The following is an 18,494-nucleotide window of genomic DNA, read 5'->3' on the forward strand; positions in this document are numbered from 1 at the left end:
CAAGTGACCATTACGCAGCAACATACCAGCGTATTGATAGTGGGGGCTGGGCCTTCGGGCTTGATGATGGCCGCGCAGTTGTTGCGTTATGGTATACAGCCGATAGTAATTGATATTAAACAAGGGCCGACCAACCAGTCGAAAGCATTGGGGGTACAGGCTCGTTCACTGGAAATTTACCGGCAAATGGGCGTTATTGACACCGTAATTAAAGGCGGCAAACAAGCTGCCGGAGTAGTTTTTAATCAGAACGGAGCCGAAGTGGCAGCCTTATCATTAAATAATGTGGGCGAGGGACAAACGGCATTTCCATTTGTATTGCTTTATCAGCAAAGTAAGAACGAACGCTTGCTGCTTGATTTTTTAACACTCAATTGCTGCCCGGTTTATTGGAATACCTCGCTGTTATCAGTTCAGCAGGATGCGGGAAAGGTAACAGCGCAGCTACAAACCGGCGACGAAACTCAAACTATTACTACTGACTGGCTGATAGGTGCCGATGGCGCTCATAGCACAGTTCGTAAACAATTACAGCTGCCTTTTAATGGCGATACTTACCAGCATCAGTTTTATCTGGCCGATGTTAAAATGACCAATGATTTTGGCGATCGCGTTAACCTGTTTTTATCAAAAAAAGGATTTAACGCTTTTTTCCCGATGCCCGAAGAGCAATGTTACCGTATTGTTGGTCAGCTGCCCGACGAATTCAGCGGGAAGAAGGATCTTACTATAGAAAAAATACTGCCGTATTTAAATGACATAACCGGTACAAGCATCGAGGTTGAGCAAACCAACTGGTTTACTGATTACCACCTGCACCACCGCATGGCCGATAAATTTAAACAAGGGCGATGCTTTTTAATTGGCGATGCCGCGCATATCCATTCGCCGGCAGGAGCGCAGGGCATGAACACTGGTTTGCAGGATGCCTATAACCTGGCCTGGAAACTGGCCGGGGTGGTGAATAACCAGCTAAAGGAAACAATTTTGGATAGCTACGCCGCGGAGCGAATGCCGGTTGCCAAAATGGTGCTGAATACTACCGACCGTATTTTTAAAATGATCCTGTCGCGCAACTGGCTTGTGGGCTTGTTTAAGAAATGGATGCTGCCAGGACTATTGAAAAATGCGTGGAGCAAACCAGCGTTGAGGGATATGTTTTTTAAAAAGATATCGCAGATTGGTATATCTTACAGGGACAGCCAGATTAACTTACATCTGAGCCACCACTCGCCCATAAAAGCCGGCGACAGGCTGCCTTACCTGAAGGTGTTTGACGAGAAAAAGAAGCAGGAAACCGATCTGCATGAGTGGTGCAGCAAGCCAGGATTCACTATAATAACATTAGGTAAATTACAGGAGCTTGATCTGTTCACCTTAGCTAAATGGATCACTCAGAATTATCCGGCTAATCTAAACTTTTTCTATCTGCCGCCGTCGTCCAGGAACCAGCATGTATTTGATGCCTTTGGTGTTAAAGAAAAGAAAAAGCTGGCACTTATTATTCGCCCGGATATGCACATAGGCTTTATTAACGATATCGTTGATATTGATATGATGGATAATTATTTACAGAATGTGGTAGGCTTTAACAAATAAAAAAGCGCCTGCATGTAAACACACAGACGCCAACCTGACCTTATGAAAAAAGAAGTTAGTTAAGCTTGTTTAAAAAGATCTTCAAATAAAGGCTCCGGTTGATGTAGCTGATAACTTGTTATAGAAAGTCCCGGCTGCATTTTTAACACAAAAGTATCGACTACAATTTTTTCAGATACATCACCCTCGGCCAGTATCATAAAATCGGCCAGCTGGTTAACCAGCGTAAGGGTGCCCGTGTTATAAGTTATGGCAATACGGTGTGCGGATATATCATCAATGCTTGATTCGAGCAATTCAAATTCCGGCATCTCGAACAGGACGGGCTTGCCCAGGTTATCCGTTAACCCCGGAATCTTGTTGTCCAGTTTCTGTATAAAATGGCCAACTGAAAACCCCAGTTTATAATGCAGCGAATTGGCACGCCCATCATGGGCTTTTAATGCTGTAAACGTTTTAAACTTTCGGCCGGGATTGTAAGTCTGCATTTTTAACAAAAATTCCTGGTAAGAGGCCATGAGCACAGCTTGTTCAAAACTTCCCTGTGCAGCCATATCGATGATTTGTTTATAAGCTAATTTTATAAGTGCCATGTTGTTTTAGTTTTGGGTGATCAGTAATGAGTTTTGAATTTGCATTTGCGGACCTAACCTTAAAGTGCAATGCCTAAAGTAAATGTGCCGGAGTACCCTTCCGAAACGCTACCGGTTAGCGCCAAAGTTTCGTTGGCCAGATCGGTTGTGGAGTCGCCAAAAACGCTGTCGCTGGCGTTGCGGGTGGGGTTTACCCCATGAGAGGCATACAATGACGAAACATGCACCACATCAGATATAGCCTCAGAAAAAGTTAGCTGCGATACTTTTTTCAGTACGTTATTCACAAAAACTTCCATGTGTATATGCGTAGCGCGGCCGCCATACCAGCCCGGATAAATAGTGGTGAATTTGGCCAGCCCCGCACTATCGGTAACTAAATAGCCGCGTAACCATGTTTCACCGAGGTAACTTTTAGTACCCAGTAAACCCGGCTGGTTACCATAGCCTGAATAGTAACCGTCTTTATTGCAATGCCATATATCAACACGCGCGCCGGTTACCACGTTACAGTTATTATTAGTGTTAACCACCAGGAAGTTTACAGACAAAGGCACTCCGGTTTGACCGTCTGTAACATTGGCCCTGTTTAGCGGATTGGTTATTTCGCCGCCTACGTAGGGGTAAGGGCCCTCTGTTTCTGTAGGGGTAACTGTACAGGTACTGCCATTGGTTGATGTGGTAGAGGTACTTGTACTATCAGTTGTACCCGATGCTGAATCTTTTTTGCAGGCCTCAATAAGCATTGGCCCCGCTGCTGCGGCTACCGCGAAAGTGCGGAGAAAGCGTTTACGTTCCATATCATTTACATTAATTAATAATTCGTTTTATTAATTAATGTAAATGTAGGGGCGGCCTGTATCAGCTAAAGAGTTGTATCGGTAAACGGGTATTTTGTGCCGATAAATGCAAAGTTTTCATCTGAATTTCATCCAGTTGCGGATAACATCATAATAACTTTCACTTACAGGTAGCTCTACATCGGTGAGTTTTACTTTACGGTTCTGGATAGAGCGGATCTTGTTAACAGGTACAATATAACTGCGGTGGATCCGCTGAAACTTATCAGCAGGTAATTTTTCGAGCACCTTTTTTAAAGGCATGAGGGTAAGCACAGTTTTGGCATTGGCAACATGTATCTTGATATAATCTTCCATGCTTTCAATATACTCTATGGCGTTAAGTTCAATTTTTACCATGCGATATTCTGAGTAAACATACAGGCTTTCCTCGGGCTGTTCTGGTGTAGTGTTGTTTTTGTAGCGGTAGTAATCAATAGCTTTTTCAACGGCTTTTTCAAAACGCTTAAAGTCGATGGGTTTTAAAATATAGTCGAGGGCTTCGAGCTCAAACCCTTCGTAGGCAAAGTTTTTGTAAGCGGTGGTAAATATCACCATCGGCTTTACCTCAAGTGAGCGCACAAGGTCGATCCCGGTAATATCGGGCATGTTGATATCAATAAAAAGCAGATCAACAGGTTTGCTTTTCAGAAATTCAGCGCCGGATATGGCATCATCAAATGTTTTTGTTAATTGCAGGGCCGGGAAACGCGATACATATTCGCTGATCAGCCTTAGCGCCAGCGGCTCGTCATCAATGGCTATGCATCTAAGTACCATAGGAGGTTAAGTTTGTAAAATAAGCTGAACGGAATGCTGATCGTTTTCGTTCCAAATATTTAATAAATGCCTGCCCGGGTACAGGTGGTTTAAACGCTGCCGTGTGTTTTTGATGCCGATACCCGTACGTTGGTTTTCGGTGCGTGTTGCAAATACCCGGTTTTTGCAAAAGAATAAAATATCCGAGTTGCTGGTGCGGATGTTAATATCAATGACCGATTGTTCATGTTTACTTATACCATACTTAAATACATTTTCAACAAAGGTCATTAATACCAGTGGCGTTATCTTTTTGCCATCTATTTTGCCCTCCACAGTAAAATTAACGGTTGTATTGTTACCAATCCGCAGCCGCTGCAGTTCAATATAATCGCTTATACAGTCAATCTCACTTTGCAAGGGCACAAAATCATCAGTCACGTCATCGGTTACATAGCGCATAATGTTTGATAGTTTCATGATACTATCTGCGGCATGGTCATCTTTGGTAACAGCCAGGGTATAAATATTGTTAAGCGTATTGAACAAAAAATGCGGATTGATCTGCGCTTTTAAAAAAGAAAGCTCCGCGCTGGTTTTGTCGGCCTCGGCCTGGGCCGCGCGCCGTTCGGTAAGCTGCCATTGCTGCACGGTTTTAATGGCGGTGCTTAGGGCCATAATCATGATAAAAATGAATAAGCTGGTGCTGTCGAGCGGCCGGTTACGCCTGAAAGGAGGCCTGCCATTGCCCCAGCGCATAGCATTAGGTGGCGGTTGCTGAGCTCCACCGTTAGAAAATTTATCGCCCTGCGGCGGTGTCCCTAGTTCATGGTTGCCGGCAGGAGGAGGAGCAAAAGGTGATGGCTGACTCATGGCCGGATTGTATCTCCGGTTGCCGGCGCTGTGCAGCAGCTTATCAAACGGCCGTAAATAATAAACGCCGGTAAGCAACAGTAGTACTATGATGGCGTAAACTGCATATTTCTTTTTTAAGAAAAACTCGGGTATAAAGTAATAGGCATTGCTGTAAAACAGAAAAGCGTAAGTATAGCCAAACATCCAGTAACTGTGTTTTTGCAGTAATGACCAGGTTGGAGTGTCCTGCCCGCGGCTGTTCAAGAATACCACCGGGAAAGCCATGAACAGCAGCCAGCCTGCAATATGTATAATTACCGAAAATGCTCTAAAGCGCGACATATATATAAAGTAACGCATTCAAAACCGGTAATAAAAAAAGGTATCGGTAATTTGCCGTTTTGTATGGATGAATTATCCGTGTATGGTTTCGCTTTTGCCATAATTTTGTATAACACCGGCTTCATATTCTAAAAACTCTTTCCAGCGTTTGTCTACATCAATTTCTTCGGCGTACTTTTTGGCCAGGCGAATAAATGTGGCGTAGTGTGTAGCCTCGCTCACCATGAGTTCGTGGTAAAAGTCAGACAAGTAAGCATCATTTATGTTTTCAGATAGTACCTTAAAACGCTCGCAGCTACGTGCCTCAATCATGGCAGAAAACAGTAAACGGTCAATCAGCTGGGCTTCGCGGCCGCCTCCTATAATAATAAATTTGCGAAGCTCATTCACGTAATTGTCCTTACGCTCGCGACCCAGCACAAAGCCGCGTGCTATAATAATGTCATGCACACGTTTAAAATGGTCCATCTCTTCCTGAACCAACAGCGCCATTTCCTGCACCAGGTCTGACAGGTTGGGGTTTTGCACAATAAGGGTAATAGCATTGCTTGCTGCCTTTTGCTCGCAAAAAGCATGATCGGTCAAAAGCTCCTCAATATTGCTTTCCACAACATTTTTAACCCAAAGCGGGTCGGTAGGCAGCTGCAGTTTAAGTATGATTTTTTCGCTCACAGAAGCAAAGATAGCTTAAGGAGGCGAAAGGTAAAGTATTTAAGAGGTGAAATGGTAAAGGCGAAAGGTAAAAAGGGAGGCAAGATGTGAAAGGTAGGAGGAAAGATAGTCAGGAGGGTAAAAAGCGAAAGAGAAGGTTAATCCGACTGATCGATAACCGTAAAACCTTTAACCTATCTGTACAAGCTCTTGTTTTCAATAAAATTCAATACCGCGTCGGGTACAAAATATTGTACATTCTTTTTTTCGGCGATGGATTTACGGATAAATGTGGCCGATAATTCCATCTGCGGGGTCATGGTGATGGTAACTGATGGATGATCGGCCAGTTCGGCGTTTTCATATCCGGGGCGCGGGTAAACAAATATTTTGTAGTCGCGTAATATCAGCTTGTAGTTTTTCCACTTATGCAATGTGCCCAGATTGTCAGACCCCATGATAAGGGCAAATTCATGCTCGGGATATTTCTCTTTGAGATGGGTAAGCGTATCAATAGTGTATGAAGGTTGCGGCAACCTCAACTCCACATCGCTTACGGCAATATTAGTGGCGTTGTCTGTAGCCAGCTTAGCCATTTCGAGGCGATCATAAGTATTGATCAGGTCGCCATATTTTTTAAGCGGATTTTGCGGCGACACCACCAGCCAAACCTTATCAAGTGTTGTATGGTTGGCCATGTAATTAGCAATAATAAGATGCCCTATATGTATGGGATTAAATGACCCAAACAGTAAGCCTATTTTCATATTGTGCCCCTTGACCCCCTGAAGGGGGAAGTAATTAAAGTGTTTTTTGTAGGGCCCCTGTTCTGAATGAGTTATTCAAAACTCCCCCTTTAGGGGGCTGGGGGGCTAATAAAATCTTTTACCAGTTTTTCGGCTTCTTTGCAAGCCGTTTGAAGATCGTAATTTTTAAGGATAATATCAAACTGCGGGGCGTATTTTAGTTCTTTTTCGGCTTTTATAAAGCGTTCCTGCAGTTTTTCGGGGCTATCAGTACCTCTGCCGGTAAGACGTTCAATCAATACTTCTAATGATGGGGGCTGTACAAATATAGCCAGGGCCTGGCCGTCATATTTACGTTTAAGGTGCATGCCGCCTTCTACGTCTATATCAAATATCACGGTTTTACCCTTTTCCCAAATACGTTCAATTTCGGTGCGAAGCGTACCATAAAAGGTACCAGTGTAAACCTCCTCAAACTCAACAAACTGCTTTTTTGCAATGCGGTGCAAAAACTCCTCTTTACTTATAAAATAATAGTCTTTTTCATGTACCTCCTCTCCCCGACGCTCGCGTGTGGTGGCTGAAATAGAAAACTCCAGCTCAGGCATTTTGCTAAGCAGGTGGTGTACTATGGTAGTTTTACCGGCGCCGGAGGGGGCCGAAAATATAATGAGTTTACCTTCTGGGGTCATTGGGTTCATTAGTTCATTTGCTTATTAGTTCATTGGTACAGCTCTCATCAGCATGAAAACCAATGAACTATTGAGCCAATGAACCAGTAAACTATAATACGTTTAACAGTTGTTCTTTAATTTTTTCAAGCTCTTCTTTCATGCCTACAACCAGTTTCTGGATATTGGCATCATTGGCTTTTGAGCCCAGGGTATTTATCTCACGGCCTATTTCCTGTGATATAAAACCAAGTTTCTTGCCGTTCGCATCAGCATTTTTCAAGGTTTCAATAAAATATTCGCAATGTGTTTTAAGCCGTATTTTTTCTTCGGTAATATCAAGCTTGTCTATGTAGTAAATCAGCTCCTGCTCAAAACGGTTCTGATCAATAGCCTCGCGGCTGGCAGCTTCGTTTAAAAAAGTATTAAGCCTTTCGCGTATCAGCGGTATACGTTTAGGGTCTTCAACCTCAACCAGTTCGAGGTTTTTTAGGATGATGCCTATACGGTATTTCAGGTCGTTCTCCAATACATTGCCTTCATCGGCCCTAAACTGCTGAAATGCAGCCAATGCCTGCTGAAATGTTTTTTCAACGAGTTTCCACTCATCTTCAGACAGGGTTTCATCGTCATATTTAACCACTTCGGGTAAACCTAGTGCAAGTTCCAGCAGGTTTGCCGCAGGCTCGTTTAGCTCTTCGCTTACATCCTTAAGCTGCTGGTAATATTGTTTTAGCAAAACCTTATCAATGCCGGCGGCTTTTACTGCGGCATTCACCTGTTCTACGTTGATAGATAAATTAACTTTACCACGCTCAATCTGCTTGCTGCAATCATTGCGCAGCTGAAATTCTTTTTCAGAAAATATTTTGGGCAGGCGAAGTGATAGTTCGAGGAATTTACTGTTCAGGGATTTGATCTCAACGGTATATTTTGTATTACCTGAATCAAAACTGGCAATTCCATACCCTGTCATGGATTTTATCATGTGCAAAGATATGTTTTTAGTCGTAAAGTGGGAAACGCGGAAAGTTGGGGGAGGCCGAAAGCTAAAAAGAGTAAAATTGGGGAAGTTGAGTTGCCGAAATTCGAAATATCAGGATCATAACTGTTCTGGATATGTTGTATACCAGACAGCTCCGCGCTTTTCCGGCATGCTCAGTTTAACACTTTTTTACATTTGGTGTAAAATACAGTTGGTATCTTTACGTTCATATACGTATTAATGCATTATCGCTTTTACCTGCTTCTGATTATCTGCTTTTGTTTTGTTTTAAACGCATCGGCACAGGAATTTACCCTTAAAGGTGTTATCTCCAAGAAGAGCTCACCCGAGCGTGTAGGCCAGGTATTGATCAAAAATTTAAAAACAAACAACTTCATGATCAGCGACGATCTTGGCTGGTTTACCGTAAAAGCTTCGGCTGGCGATACACTGCTCTTTACAAAAGAGGAATTTACCCCTCAAAAAATAGTTGTGCTCAATAACAGCGATATGCCGGTTTATATGCAGCCAGTTATAAAGCTTAATGAAGTGCAGGTTTTAGGGCAAACCAAAAAGCAGGAACTCAACGAAATTATGGGTGATTACCGTAAACAGGGTACATTTTATGCTGGCAAGCCGCCGGTATTATCGTTTCTGGCGAATCCGCTTACGGGTTTATATGAGCTTTTTGGCAAAACGCCTGGCAGGGCACGCCGCTTTGCCAATTTTGCCAGAGGAGAGGCAGAACAGGCCGAAATTAACAGGCGGTACAATGTTAGTTTTGTAAGGGAATACACCAAGCTGCCTACGGATAGTGCAGCCCGTAAGTTTATGAATTACTACACACCCTCATACGAAGATTTGAAACAGTGGACCGATTATGACCTGATCAAACACATGCAAAAGTCATACGACTTTTATAAAAACAGTAATGATAAGGATGCGTTGGAAGGAATTAATGCTCCGTCGTTTTTAAAGAAAAAGGATACCTCGCTGAGACTGTCGGAACCGGGAGAAACCCTGAAAAAAGAAAAGCCTTAAATACCCAGCGCTTCGCAGGCTTTTTCGGCAGCCAGTTTTTCGGCATTCTTTTTACTGAACTCCTTACCTTCGCCCATGACGTCGCCATCAATGCTGGCTTGTATGGTAAACAGTTTGCTGCTTTCGCCATCCTGGTTGGTTACCAGTTCAAAAATAATATCGCGGCCATGACGCTGACAATGCTCAATCAATTTACTCTTGAAATTGGTTTCGGTTTGCTCCAGCTTATGGATATCAATATGGGACTTAATGATGTGGTTTATCAAGAAGTTTTTGGTAAAATCATATCCCTTGTCTAAATAAACAGCACCTATTAAAGCCTCAAAAGCATCGCCAAGCAAAGAGCCCTGCCTGCTTGAATTGAGCATGCGGCTATCATACTCAATCAGTTTATCAAACCCAAGCTTACGACCAAGGGCGTTAAGATTTACCCGGCTTACAATTTTTGAGCGTAGTTCGGTTAAAAAGCCCTCATCTTCATAAGGGTATAACTTAAAAAGCACTTCGGCCACAACACTGCCCAATACCGCATCACCCAAAAATTCCAAACGTTCGTTGCTGTTCTTTACGCCTTTCTTAACGTTTTGGGCAACCGATTTATGCCTGAATGCCAAACGGTATAAAGACAAATTGCCCGGCACAAAACCGAGCAAATTCTTTAAAATCTTAACGTACTTTCTATTGGGTGATATATATAGCTTGTAAAACTGACTTATAGGCATCCACAACCAAAATTAATCTTCGTACTTTTTAAATATTACAGAAGCGTTATGACCACCAAAACCAAAGCCATTACTTTGAACAATCTTTACATCTCTTTTTTGAGCTGTATTGAAAGTAAAGTTTATTTTAGGGTCAAAAGCAGGGTCGTCGGTAAAATGGTTAATGGTTGGTGGGATAATACCATGTTTTAAAGCCAGTATAGATGCAATTGCTTCAACCGCGCCCGCTGCACCTAATAGGTGGCCGGTCATTGATTTGGTTGAGCTGATATTTATACGATAAATATCTTCGCCAAAAACATCATGTATAGCTTTTATTTCCTGCGGATCACCAATTGGAGTTGATGTTCCGTGAACATTTACATAATCAATGTCGGCAGCAGTAAGATTAGCATCTTCAAGTGCCGATTTCATAACCAATGCCGCGCCAAGCCCATCAGGGTGTGGTGCTGTCATGTGGTAAGCATCAGCGCTCATGCCGCCGCCCATCATTTCGGCATAAATTTTAGCGCCGCGGGCCTTTGCATGCTCCAGCTCCTCTAAAATTATAGTACCTGCACCTTCGCCGGCCACGAAACCGTCCCTGTCCAGATCAAATGGACGTGATGCCGTTGCCGGATCATCATTACGGGTTGACAGTGCATGCATAGCATTAAAGCCGCCAATGCCAGCTTCGTTGATAATAGCTTCAGAACCACCGCTTATAAACATATTAGCTTTACCCAGACGGATATAGTTAAATGAATCGATAAGGGAATTGTTTGATGAAGCACAGGCAGACACAGTTGAAAAATTTGGTCCGCGTAACCCGTATTTGATGGAGATATGGCCAGGGGCAATATCGGCTATCATTTTAGGGATAAAGAATGGGTTAAAACGTGGTGAACCATCGCCTTTGGCAAAGTTTACAACCTCGTCTAAAAATGTTTTTAACCCACCAATACCAGATCCCCAGATAACTCCTATGCGGCTGGTATCCAGTTTGGTAAAGTCTAATCCTGCATCTTTTACAGCTTCTTCGGTTGAGAAAAGGGCGTATTGAACAAAAGGATCTAATTTACGGGCGTCTTTACGGCCCAAAAAACCATCCGCATCAAAGTTCTTTACTTCGCATGCGAATTTCGTTTTGAACTTTTCGGTATCAAAACTTTTAATTAAGGCAGCGCCACTTACCCCATTGATCAACCCGTTCCAGTACTCTGAAACTGTATTGCCAATTGGAGTAAGTGCTCCAAGCCCGGTTACTACAACTCTTTTAAACTCCATTTAATCCAGTTAGGGAGTCTTATTTAACGTTTTTTTCAAGGTAAGCAACAGCCTGACCTACAGTACCGATAGTTTCAGCCTGATCGTCAGGAATAGCCACGTTAAATTCTTTTTCAAACTCCATGATTAATTCCACGGTGTCTAACGAGTCGGCACCAAGATCATTGGTGAAACTCGCTTCTGGCGTAACTTCACTTTCGTCAACACCCAGTTTTTCTACGATAATAGCTTTTACTCTTGAAGCGATATCAGACATAGTCTTTATAGTTTAATGATTAATAAAAATTCAGTGCAAAGAAAAATAAATTCTGTCAATTATCAAATCTAAAACTTTTACAATATATTTCGTTAACAAAATTTTATTCAAACAGTTTGGATTAGTAATTTTGACGTTTGTAAAAGTAATGATTTTGAACAGGAAATTTTTAAAGTTTGAGATCGATTTTGATTTTGTGCTTATTGCCATAACCACATCATTAAAGGACTACCGCGTTTGTTACCTTATTAACAAATCTTTAAATTTTAATTTTACCAGAACAAATGATCTGGCGGTTGATATTTATCAGGGTGCCGAGCCTGTTCTGTTTTCTTTGTTCCATTACCAGTGGGAAACAACCGAAACCGACTTCTATTTTATTGGTAATAAGGGCTCTGATGGTTATTTAGTGCCCGAAATTAAGAGTGCCGACTACTTTTTAATGATCAGAAATTACATTGATGACGACGACCTTGAAAACATGATATCGGCCATTAATAAGATACCCGAAATTGTGGCCGCCGTAAAGATTGATCCGAAAAAAATAAAATCACGTGAAAATCTGTTATTTTAGCGCAAATTTTAAAAAGAGTGTTGGTTTTACACTATTATAAATATAAGCCAGTTTAACCCGAACAATATGAAACTATATTATAATCGTACCAAAATTGTTGCCACCATGGGCCCGGCATCAGCTAAAAAAGATGTTTTATTAGCCATGATAAAAGCCGGTGTTAATGTTTGCCGCCTTAATTTTTCGCACGGAAGACCGGAGGATCATAAAGCCGTAATTGATACCATTCGCGAAATTAACGAACAATACAAAACCAATGTTGGTATCCTTGCCGATTTGCAGGGCCCTAAAATTCGTATTGGTTTGGTAAAAGATGGCGGTATCCATTTGGTTAACGGAACACATATAAAAATTACTACCCAGGAGTGTATTGGTAATGACGAACAGATATACATTACTTATGACACCTTTCCGCAGGATGTTCAGGCTAATGAAATTATTTTGCTTGACGATGGTAAATTACAGTTAAGGGTAATTGAAACCAACAAAAAAGATACTGTAATATGCGAGGTTGTGCATGGTGGTATTTTAACCTCACGTAAAGGGGTTAACCTGCCAAACACCAAAGTGTCTATCCCAAGCTTAACCGAAGAGGACCTGATAAACCTTCAATTCGCTTTAAAATATGATGTAGAGTGGATTGGTTTGTCATTTGTGCGTACCGGACAGGATATTACCGAGCTGAAACACATTATTGCACAGAGCGGTAAAGCGGCAAAGGTTATTGCTAAAGTAGAAAAACCGGAAGCCATCGATAATATCGACGAAATTATTGCCGCTACAGATGGTGTGATGGTAGCCCGTGGCGACCTTGGTGTTGAAATGCCTTTGGAAGAAGTGCCATTACTGCAAAAAATGATCGCGAGCAAATGCCGTGCGGCTTCAAAACCGGTAATTGTGGCTACCCAGATGCTGGAATCAATGATCACTACTCCGCGCCCAACACGTGCAGAGGTTAATGACGTAGCCAACTCTGTATTGGACGGCGCCGACGCGGTGATGCTGAGCGGCGAAACATCAGTTGGTGAGTTCCCGGTTATTGTTATTGAAACCATGGCAAAAATTGTGCGTAATGTTGAGGAGTTTGGTTACAGCTTTAATACAGCTAAAGTGGTTGGTACCGATCCGTCATCGCCAGATTATCTGAGCAACGCGGTTTGTGAGTCGGCTGTTCACCTGGCCCAGCACACCAACGCGGTTGGTATTGTATCCATGACTACATCGGGTTATACCGCTTTCCAGATATCAAGCCACAGGCCACAGGCAAGTACCTATATATTTACGTCGAACAAACAGCTGTTAAATGCTTTGAGTTTGGTTTGGGGCGTACGTGCCTTTTATTATGACCAACTGGAAAGCACTGATCAAACCATCAGTGATGTAAACAACATCCTGAAAAATGAAGATCTGATAAAAGTTGGCGACGTAGTGATCAACACTGCCGCTGTACCTATTATTAAACAAGGCAAAACCAATATGCTTAGAGTAAGCATTATTGACTAACCTTATTTTAAATATACTTTTAATGGAAAAAGGCTCGCCGGTAACGGTGAGCCTTTTTTGTTAATAACCTCATTCCAAGAAGTAATTCAATACGGCATCACTTAGTACATTGTATTTGTAAAAAAAGCATGAAAGCATTACGCCATGTAATTGCAATGACATGGTTTTATTCGTTCTGATAAATGAACTATAATACAGTTATTCCCAGCAATCCCTTTTAAATTCGAAAAGCAGTTTTATATTCCTTAAAAAAACCTGCATTTTTTAATTATTAACAAGTTAACTAATTGAATATTAATTTATTAAAAATTAATATGTAATGCAGGGGCTTGTTAACTGACACATGTGGAAAACTCCGAAATAAAAGATAATAGTCATAATAATAGCTTTGAGTAAAACACCCTTCGTGTTTTTAAACAGTACTTATACATCAACATAACTATTATACTATGGCCAGAAACATGACTTCAAAAACGCCTGGCGTCAGCGGGGCGAAAGGGCTTAAAACAACCCGCTATTTTAGTAAGGAGGGTATTAATGTGTTTGATCTGTTTAAGTATGAGAAGCGATCGTCGGTAATCCGCAACCCATCGGGTGATGCGGTGTTTGAAATGAACGATGTGGAAGTACCGGCGGCATGGAGCCAGGTAGCTACCGATATTCTGGCGCAAAAGTATTTCCGCAAGGCTGGTGTTCCGCAGCCAGATGGTACAATCGGTTCTGAAAAAAGTATTAAACAGGTTGCCCATCGTATGGCCAACTGCTGGAAAGACTGGGGCATGCGTTACGGATACTTTGCTACCGATAAAGATGCCGATATATTTTACGACGAAATAGTTTATACCATTGTTGGGCAGCTGGCAGCGCCAAACTCGCCGCAATGGTTCAATACAGGGCTGCATACTTCTTATGGTATTACCGGCAAGCCGCAGGGCCATTACTTTGTTGACCCGGTGACCGAAGTGTTAAGTAAATCAACCTCGGCTTATGAACGCCCGCAGCCCCATGCCTGCTTTATCCTTTCGGTTGATGACGACCTGGTGAACGAGGGAGGTATTATGGATCTTTGGGTGCGCGAAGCCCGTATATTTAAATATGGTTCGGGGGTAGGCACTAATTTCTCTAAGATCCGTGGTGAAACGGAAAAACTGGCCGGTGGCGGTTATTCATCGGGCCTGATGTCGTTCCTGAAAATTGGCGACCGCGCGGCCGGGGCCATCAAATCTGGCGGTACTACCCGCAGGGCGGCTAAAATGGTTTGCCTTGATCTCGACCATCCCGAAATAGAAGGTTTTGTGAACTGGAAGGTGGAAGAAGAAAAGAAAGTGGCCGCGCTCATAGCCGCAGGCTATTCGTCAGATTATGAAGGCGAGGCATACCGCACAGTATCTGGCCAAAACTCTAATAACTCGGTGCGCGTTCCCAACAACTTTTTCCATGCCTTAAAAGCTGGCCGACCCTGGGAGCTTACCAGCCGCATCAGCGGTAAGGTGACTAAAACCATACCTGCACAAAAGCTGTGGGACGATATCGCTTTCGCGGCCTGGGCCTGTGCTGACCCCGGTGTTCAGTTTGATACTACCATTAACGAATGGCATACCTGCCCCGAAGGTGGTCGTATCAATGCCTCCAACCCATGTTCGGAGTATATGTTCCTGGATAATACAGCCTGCAACCTGGCTTCTATTAACCTGGCGCATTTCTTTAATCCGCAAACCCGGGTATTTGATGTTAAAGGCTTTGAGCATGCTTGCCGCATGTGGACTATAGTGCTTGAAATATCTGTACTGATGGCGCAGTTCCCATCCAAAGAAGTGGCACAGCTTTCTTATGATTACCGTACGCTGGGTTTAGGGTACGCCAATTTGGGCTCTGCCCTGATGGTGAACGGCATTCCTTATGACAGCGACAAAGCCCGCGCCACGGGCGGCGCCATCACCGCTATCATGACCGGTACTGCGTATGCCACCTCGGCAGAAATGGCCCGTGAGCTGGGGCCTTTCAGCAAGTACAATGATAACAAGCAGCACATGCTGCGGGTAATGCGTAACCATCGTTATGCCGCTTATAACTCTACCGAAAACTACGAAAACCTGGAGATAGCGCCTCCTGGTATCGATCAGCAATATTGTCCGGATTACCTGCTTTCGGCTGCCTGCAATGCCTGGGATAAGGCTGTAGAAATGGGCGAAAAATATGGTTATCGTAATGCCCAAACTACTGTTATTGCGCCAACCGGCACCATCGGGCTGGTGATGGATTGCGATACCACAGGCATTGAGCCCGATTTTGCCTTGGTTAAATTCAAAAAGCTATCGGGAGGTGGTTATTTCAAGATCATTAACCAGGCTGTGCCTGAAGCATTGCGCAACCTTGGCTATCGCGAGCATGAGGTTACCGCTATTGTAAATTACGCCAAAGGCGCTGCCAGTTTGAAGGGCGCTCCGCATATTAATGTTGACACGCTGAAAGCGAAAGGCTTTACCGATGACGAACTGGAAAAGCTCGACAAGGGATTGGTATCGGCCTTTGAGATTAGTTTCGCGTTTAATATTTGGTCACTGGGTGAGGAGTGCCTGAAACGTTTAGGTGTAACTGCCGAGCAATACAATGCACCCGATTTTAATGTGCTGCGTGCCCTCGGTTTCAGCAAAAAACAAATTGCCGAAGCCAACGAATATATATGTGGTACCATGACCATTGAAGGTGCACCTTATTTAAAGGAGACCCATTACCCTATATTTGATTGTGCTAATAAATGCGGCGCCAAAGGTGAGCGTTACATACACGCGCATGGCCATATTAAAATGATGGCCGCGGCTCAGCCTTTTCTTTCGGGCGCCATATCAAAAACCATTAACCTGCCAAACGAGGCTAATGTTGATGAAATTAAAGATTGTTATCAGTTATCATGGGAGCTTGGCTTAAAGGCCAACGCGCTTTACCGCGATGGTTGTAAACTGTCGCAGCCGCTTTCTACCAAGTCTGACGCTAAGGAAGAGGCTGACGAAAAGCTGGATACCGTGGAAGAGGTACTGGGCGAAGCCGCGAACGTAAAATTAAGCGACCTGACTTCTGAACAGGTAATTGATGCGGCCATGGCCATCATGGAAAAATCAAAGGATACCAACTTTATGCGCCAGCTGTCGCGCGTGGTGCAAAAAAAGAGCCTGCCCTTTAAGCGTCGCGGGTTTACCCAAAAAGCCACTATCGACGGGCAAAACGTATTCGTTCGCACAGGGGAGTATGAGGATGGCACGTTGGGCGAAATATTTGTGGATATGCACAAAGAGGGAGCCACCTTCCGCTCGCTGATGAACTGTTTTGCCATAGCTGTTTCGGTTGGTTTACAGTATGGTGTACCGCTGGAAGAATATGTAGAGAAATTCACCTTTACCCGCTTTGAACCTGCCGGTATGGTATCTGGCCATGCCAATATTAAAAGCGCCACCAGTATTATCGATTATATTTTCAGAATGCTGGGCTACGAGTACCAGAACCGTACCGACCTGGTGCACGTGCTCACCGAAAACAATGCTCCTCTGGGTAACCCTCAAATGAGCGATGAAGATTTTAATACCGATGAAAGCAACGTGTATGAACCGGTTACCAAACCGTTAACTGCGGATAGTAACAACGGCAAAAAACAAGGTATTGCGTTTGATGTGAGTATGGGTGTACAAAGTGACGCCCCGAGCTGCAATGTGTGCGGGCACACCACGGTACGGTCGGGTACCTGTTATAAATGCCTTAACTGCGGCAACTCCATGGGGTGTTCCTGATGTGCAGGCAAGTTTTTCATTCTGGCTTTTTCAGTTATAAATAGTTAGTGTGTTAGGTCCCGTTGTAATGCGGGGCCTTTTTTTGCTTTTTATCTCAAGCATCATTGCTGAGGCTCGTATGGATGTGAACACGTTAGGTTTTTCCACTTCAAAACCCATCGGGTAGAACTCTCCGCACAGTCTCCCGCATGTCATTGCGAGGAACGAAGCAACAGCGAACATTACAGAGTAGTCACTTGCCGAAGACCACCCCGCCCGCGCTTCGATTGCGTGCCTGCCATTCATAAAAATGTCATCTCGACGAGATACAGGGAAAAATCTTATACATCATGAAAAATCACTTTCATTAGTTAAAAAACGTTAAACCAATTTAACAAACCCTGGGTCGTGGTTATGTTTGTAATAGTTTGATTATCAAAACGTCCTGACGTATGCGTTGCCTGCTTCCCCTGCTTATGATTTATAGCTGCATAAATGCATACGGACAAACTATAAATGGCATACTTACCGATGGAAGAACAGGGCAGCGCATCAGCGGAGCCTGGGTTACATCTGCCAAAGCAGGAACCATCAGCGGTTTGCAGGGTGAGTTTGCAATTAAAGCTAATAGCCCTATAGATACCATCCGCGTAAAAATGCAGGGGTATAAACCCTATATGCAGCCTGTTGATGCATCGGCAAATAAAAATATACTTATAAGATTAGAGGAAGCTGTTATTGAACTCGACGTGGTTCATGTAACCGCCAAAAGAGACAGGGTGAAAGATTCGCTGAATAATCGCGCAATGTTTGCTAAGGAGTTTAACACTTCAGCGCCAAAACTTAAAGATATTTTGGTGGTATCCCATTCGCCCGGTCCTTTGCCTGTGTTCGGGGTAACTGTAGCGCCGTCGCAACTCATCAGGGCTATTACCTATAAACACAGCAAAGAATATAAATTTAAAAAGGTACTTGTAAGGGATGAAAATAACAGGTACATCGATAGCCGGTTTAGCGAGCGACTGGTAACAGAAATTTCAGGCCTTAAAGACGATTCGCTGCTCAGTTTTATGGATAGGTACCGGCCAACCATCGACCAAATTAAAAAAATGACCGATTACGATATCCGGATATACATTAAGAATAATATACCGAAATTCAGGAGCGATACCTTATTGAAAACTAAATAGCGTTTGCCTGGTACTTATCGTGCTCGCACCTGTTCGGTGGCGTTCGCGACTGTTCGCAGGTGTTCGCACTTCAAAAAAACGAACACCCCTTAATTAGCAGATACCGTTTAAAAAACGAGACATTTAGTGAGGTAAATCAAT

At 43.3% G+C, this 18,494-nt stretch carries 17 protein-coding genes; 6 read left to right on the plus strand and 11 right to left on the minus strand.

Going from position 1 to position 18,494, the window contains the following annotated elements:
* Positions 1-3: 3 nt before the first annotated feature.
* On the plus strand, positions 4-1,599 hold the full coding sequence (locus SNE25_RS03445) for an FAD-dependent monooxygenase (RefSeq protein WP_321563695.1): 1,596 nt from the start codon (positions 4-6) through the stop codon (positions 1,597-1,599).
* 59 nt (positions 1,600-1,658) lie between these two features.
* Here the strand turns inward: SNE25_RS03445 and SNE25_RS03450 are convergent, their stop codons facing one another.
* From SNE25_RS03450 to SNE25_RS03485, 8 genes are all read right to left on the minus strand, one after another.
* On the minus strand, positions 1,659-2,192 hold the full coding sequence (locus SNE25_RS03450; RefSeq protein WP_321563696.1) for a hypothetical protein: 534 nt from the start codon (positions 2,190-2,192) through the stop codon (positions 1,659-1,661).
* 59 nt (positions 2,193-2,251) lie between these two features.
* Positions 2,252-2,992 carry a dioxygenase family protein gene (locus SNE25_RS03455; protein ID WP_321563697.1) on the minus strand — a complete coding sequence of 247 codons (741 nt, stop codon included), beginning with the start codon at positions 2,990-2,992 and terminating at the stop codon, positions 2,252-2,254.
* Between the two features lie 117 nt (positions 2,993-3,109).
* Complete coding sequence (locus SNE25_RS03460) at positions 3,110-3,811, minus strand: LytR/AlgR family response regulator transcription factor (RefSeq protein ID WP_321563698.1); 702 nt, start codon at positions 3,809-3,811, stop codon at positions 3,110-3,112.
* A 6-nt stretch (positions 3,812-3,817) separates the two neighbouring features.
* Positions 3,818-4,987 (minus strand): sensor histidine kinase, encoded by a 1,170-nt coding sequence (locus tag SNE25_RS03465; RefSeq protein WP_321563699.1) that lies wholly within the window; start codon positions 4,985-4,987, stop codon positions 3,818-3,820.
* 72 nt (positions 4,988-5,059) lie between these two features.
* Positions 5,060-5,659, minus strand: a complete 600-nt coding sequence (miaE, locus tag SNE25_RS03470) for a tRNA-(ms[2]io[6]A)-hydroxylase (protein WP_321563700.1) — start codon at positions 5,657-5,659, stop codon at positions 5,060-5,062.
* Positions 5,660-5,832: 173 nt separating this feature from the next.
* A complete protein-coding gene (gene nadD, locus SNE25_RS03475; protein ID WP_321563701.1) occupies positions 5,833-6,405 on the minus strand; it encodes a nicotinate (nicotinamide) nucleotide adenylyltransferase in 573 nt (190 codons plus the stop codon).
* A gap of 89 nt (positions 6,406-6,494) precedes the next feature.
* A complete protein-coding gene (gene gmk, locus SNE25_RS03480) occupies positions 6,495-7,085 on the minus strand; it encodes a guanylate kinase (protein WP_407666983.1) in 591 nt (196 codons plus the stop codon).
* An 82-nt stretch (positions 7,086-7,167) separates the two neighbouring features.
* Positions 7,168-8,043 carry a YicC/YloC family endoribonuclease gene (locus SNE25_RS03485; protein ID WP_321563702.1) on the minus strand — a complete coding sequence of 292 codons (876 nt, stop codon included), beginning with the start codon at positions 8,041-8,043 and terminating at the stop codon, positions 7,168-7,170.
* 237 nt (positions 8,044-8,280) lie between these two features.
* Here SNE25_RS03485 and SNE25_RS03490 point away from each other — a divergent pair, with 237 nt between their 5' ends.
* Complete coding sequence (locus tag SNE25_RS03490) at positions 8,281-9,081, plus strand: hypothetical protein (protein ID WP_321563703.1); 801 nt, start codon at positions 8,281-8,283, stop codon at positions 9,079-9,081.
* Here the strand turns inward: SNE25_RS03490 and rnc are convergent.
* From rnc to SNE25_RS03505, 3 genes are read right to left on the minus strand one after another with little or no spacing between them, the layout of a single operon-like run.
* Positions 9,078-9,803, minus strand: coding sequence for a ribonuclease III (gene rnc, locus SNE25_RS03495; RefSeq protein WP_321563704.1), 726 nt, complete (start codon positions 9,801-9,803; stop codon positions 9,078-9,080). The two genes, SNE25_RS03490 and rnc, sit on opposite strands and share 4 nt — an antisense overlap.
* A gap of 12 nt (positions 9,804-9,815) precedes the next feature.
* Complete coding sequence (fabF, locus tag SNE25_RS03500) at positions 9,816-11,069, minus strand: beta-ketoacyl-ACP synthase II (protein ID WP_321563705.1); 1,254 nt, start codon at positions 11,067-11,069, stop codon at positions 9,816-9,818.
* 19 nt (positions 11,070-11,088) lie between these two features.
* A complete protein-coding gene (locus tag SNE25_RS03505) occupies positions 11,089-11,325 on the minus strand; it encodes an acyl carrier protein (protein WP_031266521.1) in 237 nt (78 codons plus the stop codon).
* A 148-nt stretch (positions 11,326-11,473) separates the two neighbouring features.
* Here SNE25_RS03505 and SNE25_RS03510 point away from each other — a divergent pair, with 148 nt between their 5' ends.
* The 4 genes from SNE25_RS03510 (at position 11,474) to SNE25_RS03525 (ending at position 18,353) form a co-directional block, all read left to right on the plus strand.
* The gene (locus SNE25_RS03510; RefSeq protein WP_321563706.1) at positions 11,474-11,899 is read left to right on the plus strand and encodes an IPExxxVDY family protein; all 426 of its coding nucleotides are present in this window, start codon (positions 11,474-11,476) and stop codon (positions 11,897-11,899) included.
* Positions 11,900-11,965: 66 nt separating this feature from the next.
* Entirely contained in the window at positions 11,966-13,402 is a 1,437-nt protein-coding gene (pyk, locus tag SNE25_RS03515) for a pyruvate kinase (protein WP_321563707.1), read from the plus strand.
* Positions 13,403-13,851: 449 nt separating this feature from the next.
* Positions 13,852-17,184: a vitamin B12-dependent ribonucleotide reductase gene (locus SNE25_RS03520; protein ID WP_321563708.1), complete on the plus strand. Its 3,333-nt coding sequence runs from the start codon at positions 13,852-13,854 to the stop codon at positions 17,182-17,184.
* A gap of 431 nt (positions 17,185-17,615) precedes the next feature.
* Positions 17,616-18,353, plus strand: coding sequence for a carboxypeptidase-like regulatory domain-containing protein (locus SNE25_RS03525; protein WP_321563709.1), 738 nt, complete (start codon positions 17,616-17,618; stop codon positions 18,351-18,353).
* The last annotated feature ends 141 nt before the right edge of the window (positions 18,354-18,494 follow it).

This window comes from Mucilaginibacter sabulilitoris (assembly GCF_034262375.1).
Taxonomy (GTDB): Bacteria; Bacteroidota; Bacteroidia; order Sphingobacteriales; family Sphingobacteriaceae; genus Mucilaginibacter; species Mucilaginibacter sabulilitoris.